Annotated in this window: 15 protein-coding genes; 6 read left to right on the forward strand and 9 right to left on the reverse strand. The window is 60.6% G+C overall.

Translation table 11 applies throughout. The features are described from left to right. The 6 genes from PMI29_RS08885 to PMI29_RS08860 form a co-directional block, all read left to right on the forward strand. Positions 1 to 950: amidase family protein (locus tag PMI29_RS08885; RefSeq protein ID WP_008000922.1), on the forward strand; the 950-nt coding region annotated here is incomplete at its 5' end. A 10-nt stretch (positions 951 to 960) separates the two neighbouring features. Continuing rightward, positions 961 to 2,406 (forward strand): Asp-tRNA(Asn)/Glu-tRNA(Gln) amidotransferase subunit GatB, encoded by a 1,446-nt coding sequence (gene gatB, locus PMI29_RS08880; RefSeq protein WP_008000924.1) that lies wholly within the window; start codon positions 961 to 963, stop codon positions 2,404 to 2,406. A gap of 163 nt (positions 2,407 to 2,569) precedes the next feature. Next, a complete protein-coding gene (locus tag PMI29_RS08875) occupies positions 2,570 to 2,944 on the forward strand; it encodes a septal ring lytic transglycosylase RlpA family protein (protein ID WP_008000926.1) in 375 nt (124 codons plus the stop codon). 50 nt (positions 2,945 to 2,994) lie between these two features. Then, entirely contained in the window at positions 2,995 to 4,056 is a 1,062-nt protein-coding gene (locus PMI29_RS08870; RefSeq protein WP_008000928.1) for a calcium/sodium antiporter, read from the forward strand. Then, on the forward strand, positions 4,053 to 4,433 hold the full coding sequence (locus tag PMI29_RS08865) for a carboxymuconolactone decarboxylase family protein (RefSeq protein ID WP_007976475.1): 381 nt from the start codon (positions 4,053 to 4,055) through the stop codon (positions 4,431 to 4,433). The genes PMI29_RS08870 and PMI29_RS08865 overlap by 4 nt, the downstream gene beginning before the upstream one ends. 213 nt (positions 4,434 to 4,646) lie before the next feature. Continuing rightward, positions 4,647 to 6,128: a PhoPQ-activated pathogenicity-related family protein gene (locus PMI29_RS08860; RefSeq protein WP_008000931.1), complete on the forward strand. Its 1,482-nt coding sequence runs from the start codon at positions 4,647 to 4,649 to the stop codon at positions 6,126 to 6,128. On the opposite strand, the gene PMI29_RS08855 is transcribed toward PMI29_RS08860, so the two are convergent. The 9 genes from PMI29_RS08855 to PMI29_RS08815 all read right to left on the reverse strand — a co-directional run bounded on the left by PMI29_RS08855 (position 6,125) and on the right by PMI29_RS08815 (position 17,724). Continuing rightward, positions 6,125 to 7,066, reverse strand: a complete 942-nt coding sequence (locus tag PMI29_RS08855; protein WP_008000933.1) for an AEC family transporter — start codon at positions 7,064 to 7,066, stop codon at positions 6,125 to 6,127. The genes PMI29_RS08860 and PMI29_RS08855 overlap by 4 nt on opposite strands. A gap of 201 nt (positions 7,067 to 7,267) precedes the next feature. Beyond that, positions 7,268 to 8,821: a galactarate dehydratase gene (gene garD, locus PMI29_RS08850; protein WP_008000939.1), complete on the reverse strand. Its 1,554-nt coding sequence runs from the start codon at positions 8,819 to 8,821 to the stop codon at positions 7,268 to 7,270. Positions 8,822 to 8,832: 11 nt separating this feature from the next. Further along, positions 8,833 to 10,212: an MFS transporter gene (locus PMI29_RS08845; RefSeq protein ID WP_008000941.1), complete on the reverse strand. Its 1,380-nt coding sequence runs from the start codon at positions 10,210 to 10,212 to the stop codon at positions 8,833 to 8,835. A 168-nt stretch (positions 10,213 to 10,380) separates the two neighbouring features. Next, the gene (locus PMI29_RS08840; protein ID WP_008000943.1) at positions 10,381 to 11,826 is read right to left on the reverse strand and encodes an aldehyde dehydrogenase family protein; all 1,446 of its coding nucleotides are present in this window, start codon (positions 11,824 to 11,826) and stop codon (positions 10,381 to 10,383) included. A gap of 60 nt (positions 11,827 to 11,886) precedes the next feature. Beyond that, the gene (gene kdgD, locus PMI29_RS08835; protein WP_007981458.1) at positions 11,887 to 12,798 is read right to left on the reverse strand and encodes a 5-dehydro-4-deoxyglucarate dehydratase; all 912 of its coding nucleotides are present in this window, start codon (positions 12,796 to 12,798) and stop codon (positions 11,887 to 11,889) included. A 422-nt stretch (positions 12,799 to 13,220) separates the two neighbouring features. Then, positions 13,221 to 13,970 (reverse strand): FadR/GntR family transcriptional regulator, encoded by a 750-nt coding sequence (locus tag PMI29_RS08830; RefSeq protein WP_177323282.1) that lies wholly within the window; start codon positions 13,968 to 13,970, stop codon positions 13,221 to 13,223. 113 nt (positions 13,971 to 14,083) lie between these two features. After that, positions 14,084 to 15,811, reverse strand: coding sequence for an ABC transporter ATP-binding protein/permease (locus tag PMI29_RS08825; RefSeq protein ID WP_008000946.1), 1,728 nt, complete (start codon positions 15,809 to 15,811; stop codon positions 14,084 to 14,086). 97 nt (positions 15,812 to 15,908) lie between these two features. Then, entirely contained in the window at positions 15,909 to 16,469 is a 561-nt protein-coding gene (locus tag PMI29_RS08820) for a response regulator transcription factor (RefSeq protein ID WP_008000948.1), read from the reverse strand. Next, positions 16,462 to 17,724 (reverse strand): ATP-binding protein, encoded by a 1,263-nt coding sequence (locus tag PMI29_RS08815; RefSeq protein WP_008000951.1) that lies wholly within the window; start codon positions 17,722 to 17,724, stop codon positions 16,462 to 16,464. Before PMI29_RS08815 ends, PMI29_RS08820 begins: the two co-directional genes overlap by 8 nt. Positions 17,725 to 17,813 lie beyond the last annotated feature (89 nt).

The raw sequence follows: 17,813 nt of genomic DNA on the forward strand, positions 1-17,813 counted from the left end.
CCGGCACCGACACCGGCGGTTCGATCCGTCAGCCAGCAGCCCTGACCAACCTCACCGGCCTCAAACCGACCTACGGTCGCGTTTCGCGCTGGGGCATGATTGCCTACGCGTCCAGCCTCGACCAGGGCGGCCCGATGGCACGCACCGCCGAAGACTGCGCGATTTTGTTGCAAGGTATGGCCGGCTTCGATCCAAACGACTCCACCAGCATCGATGAGCCCGTGCCGGACTACAGCGCCAGCCTCAACGGTTCGCTGCAAGGCCTGCGCATCGGCGTGCCGAAAGAGTATTTCAGCGCCGGTCTCGACCCGCGCATCGCCGAACTGATCCACAACAGCGTCAAGGAGCTGCAAAAGCTCGGCGCCGTGATCAAGGAAATCAGCCTGCCGAACATGCAGCACGCGATTCCTGCGTACTACGTGATCGCCCCGGCGGAAGCCTCTTCCAACCTGTCGCGTTTCGACGGCGTGCGCTTCGGCTATCGCTGCGAAGACCCGAAAAACCTGGAAGACCTGTACAAGCGATCCCGTGGCGAAGGCTTCGGCGCGGAAGTGCAGCGCCGGATCATGGTCGGTGCCTACGCGCTGTCGGCCGGTTACTACGACGCCTATTACCTGAAGGCGCAGAAGATCCGTCGCTTGATCAAGAACGACTTCATGGCCGCCTTCAATGAGGTCGACATCATCCTCGGCCCAACCACGCCGAACCCGGCCTGGAAGCTCGGCGCCAAGAACAGCGACCCGGTCGCTGCGTACCTGGAAGACGTCTACACCATTACCGCCAACCTCGCGGGTCTGCCGGGCTTGTCCATGCCAGCAGGTTTCGTCGACGGTCTGCCGGTCGGCGTGCAGTTGCTCGCTCCGTATTTCCAGGAAGGCCGCCTGTTGAACGTTGCCCACCAGTATCAGCTACACACTGACTGGCACACCCGCACCCCAACCGGCTTCTGAGGAGACACACATGCAATGGGAAGTCGTGATCGGGCTGGAGATTCACACCCAGCTCACCACCCGGTCGAAAATCTTTTCCGGTAGTTCCACCACCTTCGGCTCCGAGCCGAACACCCAGGCCAGCCTGGTAGACCTGGGCATGCCCGGCGTGCTGCCGGTGCTGAACCAGGAAGCGGTGCGCATGGCAGTGATGTTCGGTCTGGCGATTGACGCCGAGATCGGCCAGCACAACGTGTTCGCCCGTAAAAACTATTTCTACCCGGACCTGCCCAAGGGCTACCAGATCAGCCAGATGGAATTGCCGATCGTTGGCAAGGGCCACCTGGACATCGCTCTGGAAGACGGCACGGTCAAACGTGTCGGCATCACCCGCGCGCACCTCGAAGAAGACGCCGGCAAGAGCCTGCACGAAGAATTCAGCGGCGCCAGCGGCATCGACCTGAACCGTGCCGGCACCCCGCTGCTGGAAATCGTCTCCGAGCCGGACATGCGCAGCGCCAAGGAAGCCGTGGCCTACGTCAAGGCGATCCACGCACTGGTGCGTTACCTGGGCATCTGCGACGGCAACATGGCCGAAGGTTCGCTGCGTTGCGACTGCAACGTGTCGATCCGTCCGAAAGGCCAGGTCGAGTTCGGTACCCGCTGCGAGATCAAGAACGTCAACTCGTTCCGTTTCATCGAGAAGGCGATCAACAGTGAAATCCAGCGCCAGATCGAACTGATCGAAGACGGCGGCAAAGTGATCCAGCAGACCCGCCTGTACGATCCGAACAAGGACGAGACCCGTCCGATGCGCAGCAAGGAGGAAGCCAACGACTACCGTTACTTCCCCGATCCGGACCTGCTGCCTGTCGTTATCGAAAACTCGTTCCTCGACGACGTACGCGCCACCCTGCCGGAGCTGCCACCGCAAAAACGCGAGCGTTTCCAGGAGCAGTTCGGCCTGTCGGTCTACGACGCCAACGTGCTGGCCACCAGCCGCGAGCAGGCGGATTACTTCGAGAAGGTCGCGAGCATCAGCGGCGACGCCAAGCTGGCGGCGAACTGGGTGATGGTCGAGTTGGGCAGCCTGCTCAACAAGCAAGGCCTGGACATCGAAGAGTCGCCGGTTTCCGCAGAGCAACTGGGCGGCATGCTGTTGCGCATCAAGGACAACACCATCTCCGGCAAAATCGCCAAGGTGGTGTTCGAAGCGATGGCCAACGGCGAAGGCAGCGCGGACGAGATCATCGACAAGCGCGGCCTCAAACAGGTGACCGACACCGGCGCCATCTCGGCGGTGCTGGACGAAATGCTCGCGGCCAACGCCGAGCAGGTCGAACAATACCGCGCAGCAGACGAAGCCAAGCGCGGCAAGATGTTCGGCTTCTTCGTCGGTCAGGCCATGAAAGCCTCCAAAGGCAAGGCTAACCCGCAACAGGTCAACGAATTGCTCAAAAGCAAGCTCGAAGGCTGATGAGGATGGAGCCAGCTCTTAAATCTGGCTCCATCTCCTGTGGGAGCGAGCTTGCTCCGGGCGGCGTTCCGACGATAGCGGTCCGGCACTCAACACAAAGTTGACTGTCAGAATGCCAATCGCGAGCGAGCTCGCTCCCACATTTGTTTTCGGAAGCTTTCAAATGAAGCGTCTACTTGGACTATGCGCCCTCCTCTCGCTCTTGGCCGGTTGCGCCAGCACCGACACCGTCGATCCGCACGGCTACGACAAAACCGGCGTGGCTTCGTACTACGGGGCCAAACACCAAGGCAAACGCACCGCCAGTGGCGAGCGTTTCGACCGGAATTCCATGACCGCCGCCCATCGCCAGCTACCCTTCGGTACACGGGTGAAGGTCACCAATCTGAATAACGACAAATCCTGCGTGGTCCGTATCAATGATCGCGGCCCGCACACCCGTGGACGCCTGATCGACCTGTCCCAGGAAGCCGCCGAGCGCTTGGGCATGCTGCGCAGCGGCACCGCGCGGGTGCGCGTCCAGGCTCTCGACGACTGACCGATGGAGCCCCGACCATTTTCGGACTAGCCGATTTACCCCTGATCAGCGTGATCGAATTGCTCAGCGGACTGCTCCTGCTGATTGTCGGTGCCGAATTGATGGTGCGCGCCGCCGTACGCATTGCCGCGCGGTTGCACATACGACCACTGATCATCGGCTTGACCATCGTCGCCCTCGGCAGCAGCGCACCGCAGATGGCGGTCAGCCTGCAAGCGACCCTGGCACACAATGCCGACATCGCCGTCGGCAGTGTGATCGGCAGCAGCATCTTCAACATCCTCGTCACCCTCGGGTTGTCCGCGCTGATCATTCCTTTGCGGGTTTCCCGGCAACTGGTGCGCCTGGATATTCCGTTGATGATCGGCGCCAGCCTGTTGGTGTTCGTACTCGCCTGGAATGAAGAACTGACCCGTGCCGACGGCGTGATGTTGCTGACGGCACTGGCGATTTACCTGGGGTTGTTGCTACGCCAGTCGCGACACTCGGCACGCCCGGTATCGAGCCATGACCATCATGCGCAAGCGCCATGGTTGAGCAACCTGCTGATGATCGTCGCCGGGCTGGCGATGCTGGTGTACGCCGGGCACTTGCTGCTGGGGGCCGCCGTTGCGGTCGCCACCGATCTTGGGTTGTCGGAGCGGATCATCGGCCTGACCATTGTCGCCGTCAGCACCTCACTGCCTGAGCTCGCCACATCGTTGATCGCGGCAATGCGCGGCGAGCGCGATATTGCCGTGGGCAACGTGATCGGCAGCAACCTGTTCAACCTCCTGGGCGTGCTCGGCTTTACCGCGCTGGTGGCGCCGTCACCGCTGTCGGTGTCGCCCAACGCCCTGGATTTCGACCTGCCGGTAATGCTCGGCGTCGCAGCGCTGTGCCTGCCGGTGTTCTACTCCGGCTACCGGGTGACCCGCGCCGAAGGCCTGCTGTTTCTGGGTTTGTACCTGGCGTATGGGCTGCACGTGGTGTCGTTCACCACCGGCATGCCACTGGCCGGCAAGCTCGAACACTTGATGCTGTTTTTCGTCCTGCCGGCGCTGGTGGCGTTCTTGCTGTTCACGTCGCTGCGTGCCTGGCGTCGCCAACACCATAAGAGGGAAATCCCATGACCGAGAATAAAAAAACCGGCGTTGAAGTCCGCCGCCAAGTGATGGGCGACGCCTTCGTCGACCGCGCACTGGGCAACGCCACCGAGTTCACCCAGCCGCTGCAGGATTTCGTCAATGAACACGCCTGGGGCGGAGTGTGGAATCGCGAAGGCCTGCCGCTGAAGACCCGCAGCCTGATCACCCTGGCGGCGCTGACCGCACTGAAGTGCCCCCAGGAATTGAAAGGCCACGTACGTGGTGCGCTGAACAACGGCTGCACCGTGGAAGAGATTCGCGAGGCGCTGCTGCATTGCGCGGTGTATGCCGGTGTGCCGGCGGCGATCGATGCGTTTCGGGCGGCGCAGGAAGTGATCGACAGCTATCAGAAACCGGAGTGATCACCATCGCCAAAGTGGATCACAGCCCTCGGTAACGTTTATGGTTGAGCGGCTCAACCACATATTTCGACAATAAAAGGCGCCCAGCCAAATCTGTTCGCCCACACATCTTTTCGACACACTGCGCCGACAAAAAACCGCAAGGGGGAGGGTCGGAGCAGCGTCGCTGTACCCAGGCCTCGAACCTCTCCCGGCTTTACAAGGAAGGTTCCCATGCGATTGACCACCCGGTACGTATTGTCGAAATTGATGTTATCCAGTCTGCTCGTGAGCACTTCGATACAGGCCTCTGCCCAGGCGTGTTTCGAGGCCAGCAATCAAGATTTCAGCGAAGTGCTTGCCTGCTACAAGAAAGCCGAAGACGCCAATCCACTGGTTTACACCGCCAAAGGCAACACGTCATTTCCAGGTGTGGAAAAGCGTAGTTTCAACCTGTCCTCCCAGCAATGGTCGCCGCAGGGATTGGTTAGCCCCGCACAGTGGAAACACACCGTGGACATCTACATCCCGGACAATGCCCTGCACGGTCAGTCACTGCTGGTGGCCAATAACGGAACCCCCAACGCAGGGCAAAACAACGCCGCCGAGCCGACGGACTTTACCGAAGCAATGGCACTTGAAGTGGCGCTTAAAACACGCACGATTGTCATTTCAGTCAGCAACGTTCCGAACCAGTACCTGACCTATTCCGACGATGACATTGCACGCACGGAAGATGCCAGCGTCGCCCACAGCTGGAAACTCTTTCTCGATGACCCGCACCAGCGCCCGTACATGTCGGTGCGCCTGCCCATGGTGGTGTCGATGGTCAAGGCCATGGACCTCGCGCAAAAGGAGCTGCAACCCTGGGGAATAGACCGTTTCATTGCCAGCGGCGCATCAAAACGTGGCTGGACCAGCTGGCTGGCAGCGATTGCCGATGAACGGATCAAGGCCATCGTGCCATTTGTGATCGACGTACTGGGCACGGACAGCGTGCTTGAACATACCTGGCAGGCCTATGGAAAGAACTGGCCACTGGCATTCTTTGACTACCATCACGAGGGCATCACTCAACGAATCAAGACTGAAAACTTCGCACACCTGATGAAAATCGAAGACCCGCTAAGCTACTTGCAAACCCGCTATGCCGATCGCCTGGCGATCCCGAAATACATCGTCAATGCCAGCAGCGACGATTTTTTCCTGCCAGACAATTCGCAGTTTTTCTTCGATCAGTTGCCAGGCCCGAAAGCCTTGCGAGTCGCCCCCAATGCGAGCCACTACGGCATCAGCCGGTTCGTCGAGAACTCGCTGATACCGGTCATCAATCGCTGGCAACAGGGCAAGCCTTTGCCGGTCATTTCCATACGCTCGAACCCGCACGTTTCAACACACGGGATGGGGCTGCACTTTTCCGAGGCACCGGTGCGAGTGGTTCAGTGGACGGCGGTAAATCCGGCCGCCCGGGACTTTCGTCACCCCTGTGGCATCCAGTACGCGCCTGAAGACGTAAAACTCACGGACTCGCTCAACGCCGACGTGCAGATCGACACACCGGAAAATGGCTGGAAAGCGACCTTTGTCGAAACGACTTTTGCAGATGGCTTCGTCGTGACGACGCCGGTGCAGGTCATACCGACGCACTATCCGACCCAGGCGCCTCCGGTGATCGAACCGGTGTGCAAAACCCTGGCCGATGAACAGAGGCGCTAAATCCACCCACCCCACTGCAAAAAGAAGATCCCGATGTTAGTGGTGACCGCCGCCATCAACGTGGTGATCACGATAATCGCCGCCGCCAACTCGTGATTGCCATCCGCCGCCCGCGCCATCACAAAACTGGCAGCTGCGGTCGGGCTGCCGAAGTACAGAAAAAGAATCCCCAGCTCCGCACCACGAAAGCCCCACAACCACGCCCCCAGCGTCGCCAGCACCGGCAAGCCGATCATCTTCACCAGGCTTGAACTCAGCGCCATGTTGCCGCTTTTGCGCAGCGCCGCCAGGGACAGCGTGCCGCCGATGCAGATCAGCGCCAGCGGCAAGGTGGTTTGCGCCAGATACTGGCCGGAGGTTTCCAGCCAACCCGGCAAGCCGATCTTGAAATAGGCGAACGGCGCGGCCGCAATCACGCTGATGATCAGCGGATTGCTGAACACGCTTTTGCAGATGCTCCATGGATCAGACTTGATCACCGGGCTGTAGACCGCCAGCACGATGGTCGAGAGCGTGTTGTAAAACAGGATCACCAGCGCCGCGAGGATCGCCCCGAGGGAAATCCCGTAGTCGCCGTACATGCTTGCCGCCAGCGCCAGGCCGATCACTCCGTTGTTACCGCGAAAGGCACCCTGGGTGTAGATCCCGCGATCTTCCCGCGGGCACTTCCAGATCGCCCAGCCCCAGGCAATGGCAAAGCACACCAGCGTCGCCACGGAGAAGTAAATCAGCAACGCCGGCTGCAACGCCGCGTGCAGGTCGGCATGCAGGATGCCCAGAAACAGCAGCGCCGGCATGGTGACGTTGAACACCAGTGCCGACGCGGTGTGGATAAAGTTGTCGTTGATCCAGTCGATGCGCTTGAGCAACACCCCAAGAAACAGCATGGCGAACACCGGTGCGGTGATGTTCAGGGTTTCGAGGAAAATTGCCAGCATGCCGGGAGGACCTTGGGGTGGGCGTCGTTAGGGGGCTAATGATAAGCCACCAAGCCCCCTGGCGTCTGTTAGACCGCTATCGCGAGCAAGTCGGATCGCCGCACCGTCGCTCCCACATTTTTCCAGTGCCGAACACAAAATCTGTGCACGGCGAAAATCCACTGTGGGAGCGAGCTTGCTCGCGATGCAGGCGACTCAGTCTCAGGTGATCGGCGCCGGGTTGAACAGGGTGATGTCGTTGTGCAGCTTGTGCTGCTCGGCCCACGTCTGTTTCTTGCCGCTGGCCACGTCCAGGTAGTAGTGGAACAGCTCCCAACCCAGTTCCTCGATTGATGCGCGGCCAGTGGCAATGCGCCCGGCATCGATGTCGATCAGGTCCGGCCAGCGTTGCGCCAGTTCGGTCCGGGTCGATACCTTCACGACCGGCGCCATGGCCAGCCCGTAAGGCGTGCCGCGACCGGTAGTGAATACATGCAGGTTCATCCCCGCCGCCAACTGCAACGTCCCGCAGACAAAATCGCTGGCCGGGGTCGCACAGAAGATCAGGCCTTTGCGCTTGAAACGCTCGCCAGGACCGAGCACGCCATTGATTGCGCTGCTGCCGGATTTGACGATCGAGCCCAAGGACTTCTCGACAATGTTCGACAACCCGCCCTTTTTGTTGCCTGGCGTGGTGTTGGCACTGCGATCTGCTTCGCCCTTGGCCAGGTAGCGGTCGTACCAGTCCATTTCCCGCACCAGTTCCTGGGCGACGTCCTGGTTTTCCGCGCGGGAGGTCAGCAGGTAAATGGCATCGCGTACTTCGGTGACTTCGGAGAACATCACCGTCGCACCGGCCCGTAGCAGCAGGTCCGAGGCATAACCGAGCGCCGGGTTGGCGGTAATGCCGGAGAACGCATCACTGCCGCCGCATTGCATGCCGAGGATCAGCTCGGACGCCGGCACGGTCTCCCGGCGGCGTTGATCAAGCTTCTTCAAGCGCGTCTCGGCCAGTTCCATGATCTGCTCGATCATCTCGGTGAAGCCGTGGCTGGAATCCTGCAAGCGGTACAGCCATGGCTCGCTGAGATCCACCGAGCTGTCGTTGTCGTGCATCACCTGCCCGGCCTGCAATTTCTCGCAGCCTAGGCTGATCACCAGGGCTTCGCCGCCCAGGTTCGGATTGCGCGCCAGGTTGCGCACGGTGCGTATCGGGATGTACGCGTCGGTAGCGGTAATGGCCACGCCGCAGCCGTAGCTGTGGGTCAGCGCCACCACGTCATCGACGTGCGGGTACTTGGGCAGCAACTCGGCCTTGATGCGCTTGACCGCATGATCGAGCACGCCGGTCACGCATTGCACGGTGGTGGTGATGCCGAGAATGTTGCGCGTACCGACGGTGCCGTCGGCATTGCGATAGCCCTCGAAGGTGAAGCCTTCCAGCGGTGCTTGCGCGGCCGGCACGTCGGTGGACAGCGGCAGGCTGTCCAGCGGTGGCGCGGTCGGCATGCGCAGTTGATCTTCCTTGACCCAGCTGCCGCGGGGAATCGGCTGCAAGGCGTAGCCAATGACCTGGCCGTAACGAATCACCTGGCCACCTTCGGGAATGTCCTCCAGGGTGACTTTGTGGCTCTGTGGCACGAAGTCCACGGTGACCAGGCCGTCCGCAAACTCGGTGCCGGCCGGAACGCCTTGATCGTTGACCACGATCACTACGTTGTCCCGCTCGTGCAGGCGGATATAGCGCGGCGAGTCGGAATGTTCAATCAACTGCATGACGCCGCTCCTCAGGAATGCGCTTGAGACAATTTATTGTTGGTTTCAGCACCGCCCACCGGTGGCTCTTTGAGCACCACACGCTTGATCGGACCGACGATCACCAGATAGCTGAACACCGCCACCAGTGCGTTGCAGCCGACGAACACCAGCGCCCATTTGAACGAGCCGGTGGAGCTGATGATGTAGCCGATGACGATCGGCGTGGTGATCGAGGCAATGTTGCCGAACATGTTGAACAGGCCGCCACTCAAACCGGCGATCTGCTTCGGCGAAGTGTCGGACACCACCGCCCAGCCGAGCGCGCCCACACCTTTGCCGAAGAACGCCAGGGCCATGAAGCCCACGACCATCCACTCGATGTCGACATAGTTGCAGGCAACGATGCTGCTGGAAACCAAAAGACCGGCAATGATCGGCGCCTTGCGGGCAAAGGTCAGGGAATGGCCCTTGCGCAGCAGGTAGTCGGAAATCACCCCGCCGAGCACACCGCCGATGAAGCCGCAGATCGCCGGCAATGAAGCAATAAAACCAGCCTTGAGGATGGTCATGCCGCGCTCCTGCACCAGGTACACCGGGAACCAGGTCAGGAAAAAATAAGTGATGGCGTTGATGCAGTACTGGCTCAGGTACACGCCGAGCATCATGCGGTTGGTCAGCAACTGGCGGACGTAGTCCCATTTCGGGCCTTCGACACGTTTGCCTGCTTCCTGGCCCTTGGCTTTGTCCTGGTCCATGTCGACCATGCCGCCGTTATCGGCGATGTGCTTGAACTCGACCTCATTGATCAGCGGATGTTGGCGCGGGCTGTGGATAACCTTCAGCCAGATCAACGAGAACACAATGCCGATCACCCCCATGACGATGAACACGTGCTGCCAGCCGAACGTGAACACGATCCAGCCCATCAACGGGGCGAAGAGCACGGTGGCGAAGTATTGCGCCGAGTTGAAAATCGCCGACGCGGTGCCGCGTTCAGCCGTCGGGAACCAGGCAGCCACGATGCGTGCATTGCCAGGGAAGGATGGCGCCTCGGCCAGTCCCACCAGGAAGCGCAACATGAACAACGCCACCACCGCCGTGGACATGCCGAACGAGCCGACGTAGCCCTGCAACACGGTGAACAGCGACCAGGTGAAGATGCTCAATGCGTAGACTTTTTTCGAGCCAAAGCGGTCGAGCAACCAGCCACCGGGGATTTGCCCGGCCACGTAGGCCCAACCGAACGCGGAGAAGATGTAGCCCAGGGTAACGGCGTCGATGCCGAGGTCTTTTTGCAGGCTGGATCCAGCGATTGCGATGGTAGCGCGGTCGGCGTAGTTGATCGTGGTCACCAGAAACAGCATGAGCAGGATCATATAGCGGACGTGAGTCGGCTTGGTCGATTGCATGTAGATGTACTCCCACTGATTATTTTTATGCGCGGGTGAATCTTTGTTTCCCCTGTAGGAGCGAGCTCTGCTCGCGATGGTGGTCAACGATGACGCGGGGCATCAGGTTTACCGCCGTGACCTCACGACCATCGCGAGCAAGCTCGCTCCTACAACAGGGATGTTGCGTTACGAACCGATGTAAGAGGTTTTTACAACCGTGTAGAACTCTTGCGCATAGCGACCTTGCTCACGTGATCCATAGGATGAACCTTTACGCCCACCGAACGGAACGTGGTAATCCACACCGGCGGTCGGCAGGTTGACCATCACCATCCCGGCCTGGGAGTGGCGCTTGAAGTGGTTGGCGTACTTCAGCGAGGTGGTGGCGATGCCCGCCGACAGCCCGAACTCGGTGTCGTTAGCCATGGCCAGCGCAGCTTCGTAGTCGGCCACGCGCACCACGTTGGCCACCGGGCCGAAGATCTCTTCGCGGCTGATGCGCATTCCCGCTGTGCTGTCGGCAAACAGGGTCGGCGCGAGGAAGTAGCCTTCGGTATCGCAGGTCACCAGGCCACCGCCGCTGACCAGACGCGCACCTTCGGACTGGCCGATGTCGATGTACTTCATGTCCTGTTCAAGCTGGGCTTGCGAAACCACCGGACCGATGTCGGTGCCAGCCTTCAACGCGTGGCCGACCTTGATCGACTTCATGCGCTCGGCCATGGCTTCGACGAACCGGTCGTGGATGCCGGCGGTGACGATGAAGCGGCTCGAGGCTGTGCAACGCTGGCCGGTGGAGTAGAACGCGCTCTGTACCGACAGCTCGACCGCTTGCTTGAGGTCCGCGTCGTCGAGAATGATCTGCGGGTTCTTGCCGCCCATTTCCAGCTGAACCTTGGCCTGGCGAGACACGCAGTTGACCGCGATCTGACGACCCACGCCCACAGAACCGGTGAAGCTGATGCCGTCGACTTTCGGGCTGTTGACCAGTGCATCGCCAACCACACGACCGCTGCCCATCACCAGGTTGAACACGCCGGCCGGGAAACCGGCACGGGAGATGATTTCGGCCAGGGCCCAGGCGCAACCCGGAACCTGGTCAGCAGGCTTGAGCACGACGCAGTTGCCGTAGGCCAGGGCCGGAGCGATTTTCCACGCAGGAATGGCAATCGGGAAGTTCCACGGCGTGATCAGACCGACCACGCCCAAGGCTTCGCGCGTGACTTCGACGTTGACGCCCGGACGCACCGACGGCAGGTAGTCGCCGGACAGACGCAGGCACTCGCCGGCGAAGAATTTGAAGATATTGCCGGCGCGGGTCACTTCACCGATGGCTTCAGGCAGGGTCTTGCCCTCTTCCCGGGCCAGCAGGGTGCCGAGTTCTTCGCGACGGGCGAGGATTTCAGTACCGACTTTATCCAGGGAATCGTGACGAGCCTGAATGCCCGAAACCGACCACGCTGGGAATGCGGCACGGGCGGCGTCGATGGCGGCGTGGACCTGAGCCAGGTCAGCCTTGGCGTAGTCGCCGATGGCATCGGTCAGTTCGGACGGGTTGATGTTGGTCGAATAATCGCCGCCGGCAACCCATTCGCCGTTGATGTAGTTATCAAAACGTTTTGAATCAGCCACTGAATCATCTCCTCACGCAAAAAACCGCTGATTGCTCAGCGGCCCTGGTTTTGTCGAGTGTTACTGCGCGCCCTGCTTGTCGATCAGCGCGGCGAGCATTTCGTACTCTTCACCAGTCAGATCGGTCAGCGGTGCACGCACAGGACCTGCGTCGTAGCCGGCAATTTTTGCCCCGGCCTTGACGATGCTCACCGCGTAACCAGCCTTGCGGTTACGGATGTCCAGGTACGGCAGGAAGAAGTCGTCGATGATCTTGCCGACGGTGGCGTGATCTTCGCGAGCGATTGCGTGGTAGAAGTCCATCGCGGTTTTCGGGATGAAGTTGAACACCGCCGAAGAGTAGACCGGCACCCCCAGTGCCTTGTAGGCCGCGGCGTAGACTTCGGCGGTCGGCAGACCACCCAGGTAGCTGAAGCGATCACCGAGGCGGCGACGGATCGACACCATCAACTCGATATCACCCAGGCCATCCTTGTAGCCGATCAGGTTTGGGCAGCGCTCGGCCAGACGCTCCAGCAGCGGCGCGGTCAGGCGGCAGACGTTACGGTTGTAGACCACCACGCCGATGTTGACCGATTTGCACACGGCTTCAACGTGGGCGGCAACACCGTCCTGGCTGGCTTCGGTCAGGTAGTGCGGCAGCAGCAACAGGCCCTTGGCGCCCAGACGCTCGGCTTCCTGCGCGTATTCGATGGCCTGGCGAGTGGAACCGCCTACGCCAGCCAGGATCGGCACGCTGGTGGCGCAGGTGTCGACGGCGGTCTTGATGATTTCCGAGTACTCGCTGGCCGCCAGAGAGAAAAACTCACCGGTGCCGCCCGCGGCGAACAGTGCCGAGGCGCCGTATGGGGCCAGCCACTCGAGACGCTTGATGTAGCCCGCACGATTGAAGTCGCCCTGAGCGTTGAAATCGGTGACCGGGAAAGACAGCAGACCGGCAGAGAGGATGGACTTCAGTTCTTGTGGATTCATTATTCGAACACCCTGGATAGCGACGTTGTGTGAGAAAACCGTTCAGCTCGCGCCGAAGTTGTAGGTCATCGTACAACTTAAAATACAACCGTCAACTGCATTTCATCGCCGGGGGTGAAACATGTTCGACAAAAAAGACTGTGGGTAGGGCTTTCAGCGGAGGGAGCACGGATGCGAACGCCGCGATAAACAAGCGTTTCAGAGATACGTTGTCGGAAGAGTTTGGATCAAGAAAATATGGCGCGGCTGTTTTCGAGGATAACTTCAGGCTTGTTTCATGGCTTACGGCCCTATCGCGAGCAAGCTCGCTCCCACAAGGAACGGTGCATGATCTCGATTTTGTAATCGACACAAGACACTGTGGGAGCGAGCTTGCTCGCGATGGCTATTGTTCAGGCAAAAAAAGACTTGAATCAAGGCACTCAGCCCCGCTGTGCCTCAGCCTCTTCATGGGCATGACGCAACCGCTCACGGCTATTGGTCAGGTGCAGGCGCATCGCGGCCCGCGCCGCATCGGAATCCTGGCGGGCAATGGCGTCGTAGATTTCTTCGTGCTCACGGCTCAGGCGACTCATGTAGTGCTGCTGGTCGTCATGGGCCAGGCGCGCGGAGTTCAGCCGTGTGCGTGGAATAATGCTGGTGCCCAGGTGGGTCATGATGTCGGTGAAGTAGCGGTTGCCGGTGGACAGTGCGATTTCGAGGTGAAAGGCGAAGTCCGAAGCCACGGCGTCACTGGCGTGGGCGGCGCCTTCATTCAACGCATCGAGGGCGGCGCGCATGTTGGCCAGTTGTTCCGGACTGCGGCGTTGCGCCGCCAGCCCGGCAGACTCCACTTCCAGACTGATGCGCAGTTCCAGGATCGCCAGTACATCTCGCAAGGTCACCACGGTCGCCGGGTCGATACGGAAACCGCTCGGGCTCGGCGTGTCGAGCACGAAGGTGCCGATACCGTGCCGGGTTTCCACCTGGCCGGCCGCCTGCAAACGTGAAATCGCCTCGCGCACCACCGTGCGGCTGACACCATGGGCATCCATGATGGCCGACTCGGTGGGCAACTTGTCGCCACGCTTGAGATGACCGTCGCGGATCTGCTCGGACAGCACCGTCACCAGTTCCTGAGCGAGGCTGCGGCGCTTGCGTGGGAGGCGTGGTGCGTCGTTCGGGGTTTCCATGGTGAACATCTGTCTCGAAAAAATCGGCTGAAACCGCATCATAGCGCAACGCGGTTGTACGATCACCGTCAAGATGACCACCAAGCCCGCTCCCACAAGGGGATTTGTGGTGTTTATGCGGTCACGGCCTGGTCCACCAAATGGCCATTCTCGATACGAATGTGCCGCGGATGGAAGCGTTTCAGGCTGCTGCGATGGCCGACGCTGACGATGCTCAGCCCCGGCAACTCATCGATCAGCGCCTGATACAGCGATGCTTCATCCTCCTCGTCCATCGCCGAGGTCGCTTCGTCCATGTACAGCCATTGCGGCGCATAAAGCAGCGCACGGGCAAAGGCCAGGCGCTGTTGCTCACCCGGCGACAGCATGCGCTGCCAGTGGTTGGCTTCGTCGAGACGGGCAATCAGGTGCGGCAAGCGACAGGTTTCCAGCACCTGCACGTAGCGTTCGTTCGGATAGGTATCGCCGGGCTGTGGATAACTGAGGACATCACGCAGGGTGCCGATCGGCAAATACGGTTTTTGCGGCAGGAACAGGTAACGTGCAGTTGGCAGGCGAATACTGCCGTGGCCAGTCGGCCACAGGTGTCCCATCGCCCGCAGCAGGGTCGACTTGCCGCTGCCGGAACGACCGCTGAGCATCACACGCTCGCCCTCCTTCACGGTCATGTCGGCGTTGGTCAGCAGGTGACGACCTTCAGCCAGGTCAAGGCCGAGGTTGTGCACCTTCAGCACCGAGCCCGAATTCTGTACGTCGATGGCCGGCGCACGCTCTTCGTTGTCACGCATGGCCTGGTGGAAGCTGAGCAGACGATCGCAGGTGGCGCGCCAGGAAGCGAGGCTCTGGTACGCACTGATAAACCAGCTGAAGCTTTCCTGCACATTGCCGAATGCCGAGCTGATTTGCATCAGCTCGCCCAGTTCGATCTTGCCGGAGAGGTAACGCGGCGCGGCAACCATGAAGGGGAAGATGATGGCAGCCTGGCTGTAACCGGCGGTGAAGAACGTCAGGCGCTTGGACACCTTCATGATGTCCCAGAAGTTGTGCCAGACCATCCCGAAGCGGCCACTCAACCGACGATTTTCGTTCGGCTCGCCGTTGTACAACGCGATGCTTTCGGCATTCTCGCGAATCCGCACCATGGAGAAACGCAGGTCGGCTTCGAAGCGTTGTTGTTGGTTGTTCAGACCGATCAGGCGACGACCGATCAAATGCGTCAGCCAACTGCCCACCACGGCGTAAACCAGTACGCACCAGAACATGTAGCCAGGAATGGTGATGCCGAGGACTTCAATGCTGCCCGATACGCCCCACAGAATGATCGAGAACGACACCAGGCTGACGATATTGCGCAGCAGCCCGATACCCAATTCAAGGGTGTTTGAGGTGAAGTTATTGAGGTCCTCGGAGATCCGCTGGTCCGGGTTATCGGTGTAACCGCCCTGCTCCAGCTGGTAGTAATTCTTGTCGGCGAGCCAGCGAGCGAAATGCTTTTCGGTGAGCCAGGCCCGCCAGCGAATGGTCAGCATCTGAGTCAGGTAGAGCCGATACACCGCGCCGACGATCGCCACCGCCGCAATCGCGCAGAAGTACAGGATCAGTTGCCAGAACGCTGCCTCGTCCTTCTTTTGCAGGGCGTTGTAGAAGTCCTTGTACCAGGTGTTGAACCACACCGAGATCCCCACGCTGATCAGCGACAGCGCAATCACCGCGATCAGCAGCGTCCAGGCCTTGACCTTCTCTTCACTGCGCCAGTAGGGCGTGATCATCGCCCACACTTTGCGAAAAAACTGCCCGCGCACGGCGTCGTTGACCGCGGAATACTCAGCGTTCTGATTCATGGGTAAGGCTCGATAGAGAAAAGAACACGCACGAACCGATCATAGATGATCGGTCCGGTTTGTCGTGAGATACGGCCCGCATTCGTTCAGCGCAGGTTCAGCGGCGAACGGGGCGCTTCTGCAGTTTGCGCTGCAGGGTGCGGCGGTGCATGCCCAAGGCACGGGCAGTGGCGGAGATGTTGCCTTCGTGCTCGGTCAGCACGCGCTGGATGTGTTCCCACTGCAGGCGGTCCACGGACATCGGGTTCTCCGGCACCAGGCTGTCGAGGTCGGCGTGTTCGGACAGCAGCGCCGCCAGCACGTCGTCAGCGTCCGCCGGTTTGCACAGGTAGTTGCAGGCACCGCGCTTGATCGCTTCGACGGCGGTGGCAATGCTCGAATAACCGGTGAGAATCACCACGCGCATTTCCGGATCCATTTCCAGCAATTTTGGCAGCAGCACCAGGCCCGAATCGCCGTCCATCTTCAGGTCCAGGGCGGCATAATCCGGCAGATCGGCCTTGGCCAGTTCCAGGCCTTCCTCGGCGGAGCTGGCAGTGCTGACGCGAAAACCGCGGCGGGCCATGGCGCGGGCCATGACGCGGGTGAACGTGGCGTCGTCATCGACCAGCAACAAATGCGGCAGTTCTTCGCCTTCGACTTGGATCTCGTCACTCATGTTCGTCTCCTCGGGCGACACGGGGCAGGCGCAGCTCGGTGAGCGTGCCACCTTCCTCATGACTGTAGAGTTTCACTGAGCCGCCGGCGCGTGTCACGCTGGCTTTGCTCAAAAACAGGCCCAGGCCGAAGCCTTTGCCCTTGGTGGTAAAAAACGGTTTGCCGATTTGTTCGGCGATGGCCAGCGGCACACCGGCGCCATGGTCACGAATGCTGATGGTCAGGTCCTCGGCGTCCCAGTCCAGTGTCACTTGCAACCCCTCGGGGCAGGCATCGGCGGCGTTGTTCAGCAGATTCAGCAACGCCTGGGTCAAGTCTGGCGGCGGCGCCATGCGCGGTACCGCGCCCTGGCCGAGGCGCTGGAAGCGATAACTGGCCTCCGGACGCATCAGGTGCCAGCGATTGAGGGCTTCATCGAGCCAGTCGGTGACGTCCTGCATCTCCACCGCCAGGCGGCGATTGGCCTCAGCCGCCCGAACGAGCTGTTGCAAGGTCTGTTTGCACAGCTTGACCTGATCCTGCAGCACGCTCAGGTCATCCTGCAACATCGGGTCATGGTGATCCTGACGCATTTCCTTGAGCAGCACACTCATGGTCGCCAGCGGCGTTCCCAACTCATGGGCCGCACCGGCAGCCTGGGTGGCGACGGCCAGCAATTGCTGATCACGCAGGCCTTCTTCGCGACGAATGGCGCGCAGTTCTTCCTGACGGCGCAGCTCTTCAGCCATGCGCGCGGCGAAGAACGTGATCACAGCAGCGGCAAGGGCGAAGCTCAGCCACATCCCGTACACCTGCAGGTTTTCCCTGGCGATCGGGAAGGTTTGCAACGGGTAGAACTGCGCCAGCAACAGCGTGTACATCGTCAGCGCGATACCCGACAGAATCACCGAATAACGCCATGGCAACGTCACCGCAGCAATGGTCAGCGGCACCAGGTAATAAGAAACAAAGGGGTTGGTCGAACCACCGGAGAAATACAGCAGCGCACTGTGGATAAACAGGTCGCAGGCCAATTGCACGGCGTATTCGAGCTCGGTCACCGGCCACGAGGTGCGCAGGCGAATCGCAGTGAACACACACAACAGCATCGAGCAACCGAGGGTCGCGGCCAGTTGAAACCAGGGCAGCGGCAACAATTCGAGCCAGTAGGCCAGGCCCACGGAACCGGCCTGGGCGGCCAGCACCAACGTGCGAATGAACGTCAGCCGCCAGAGGTTCTGGCGAGTGGCGGAAGTGATTTGAACGGGGGCGAGCATGAGCTCTCCTGATGAGCGCTCCAGGCGGATCGCAGGGAGTATAACCAAGCGCGGGGGCTGACAGGCAAAAGTGCGGCAAACGGCCACAG

The organism is Pseudomonas sp. GM49 (assembly GCF_000282355.1).
In the GTDB taxonomy this organism is placed as follows: Bacteria; Pseudomonadota; Gammaproteobacteria; order Pseudomonadales; family Pseudomonadaceae; genus Aquipseudomonas.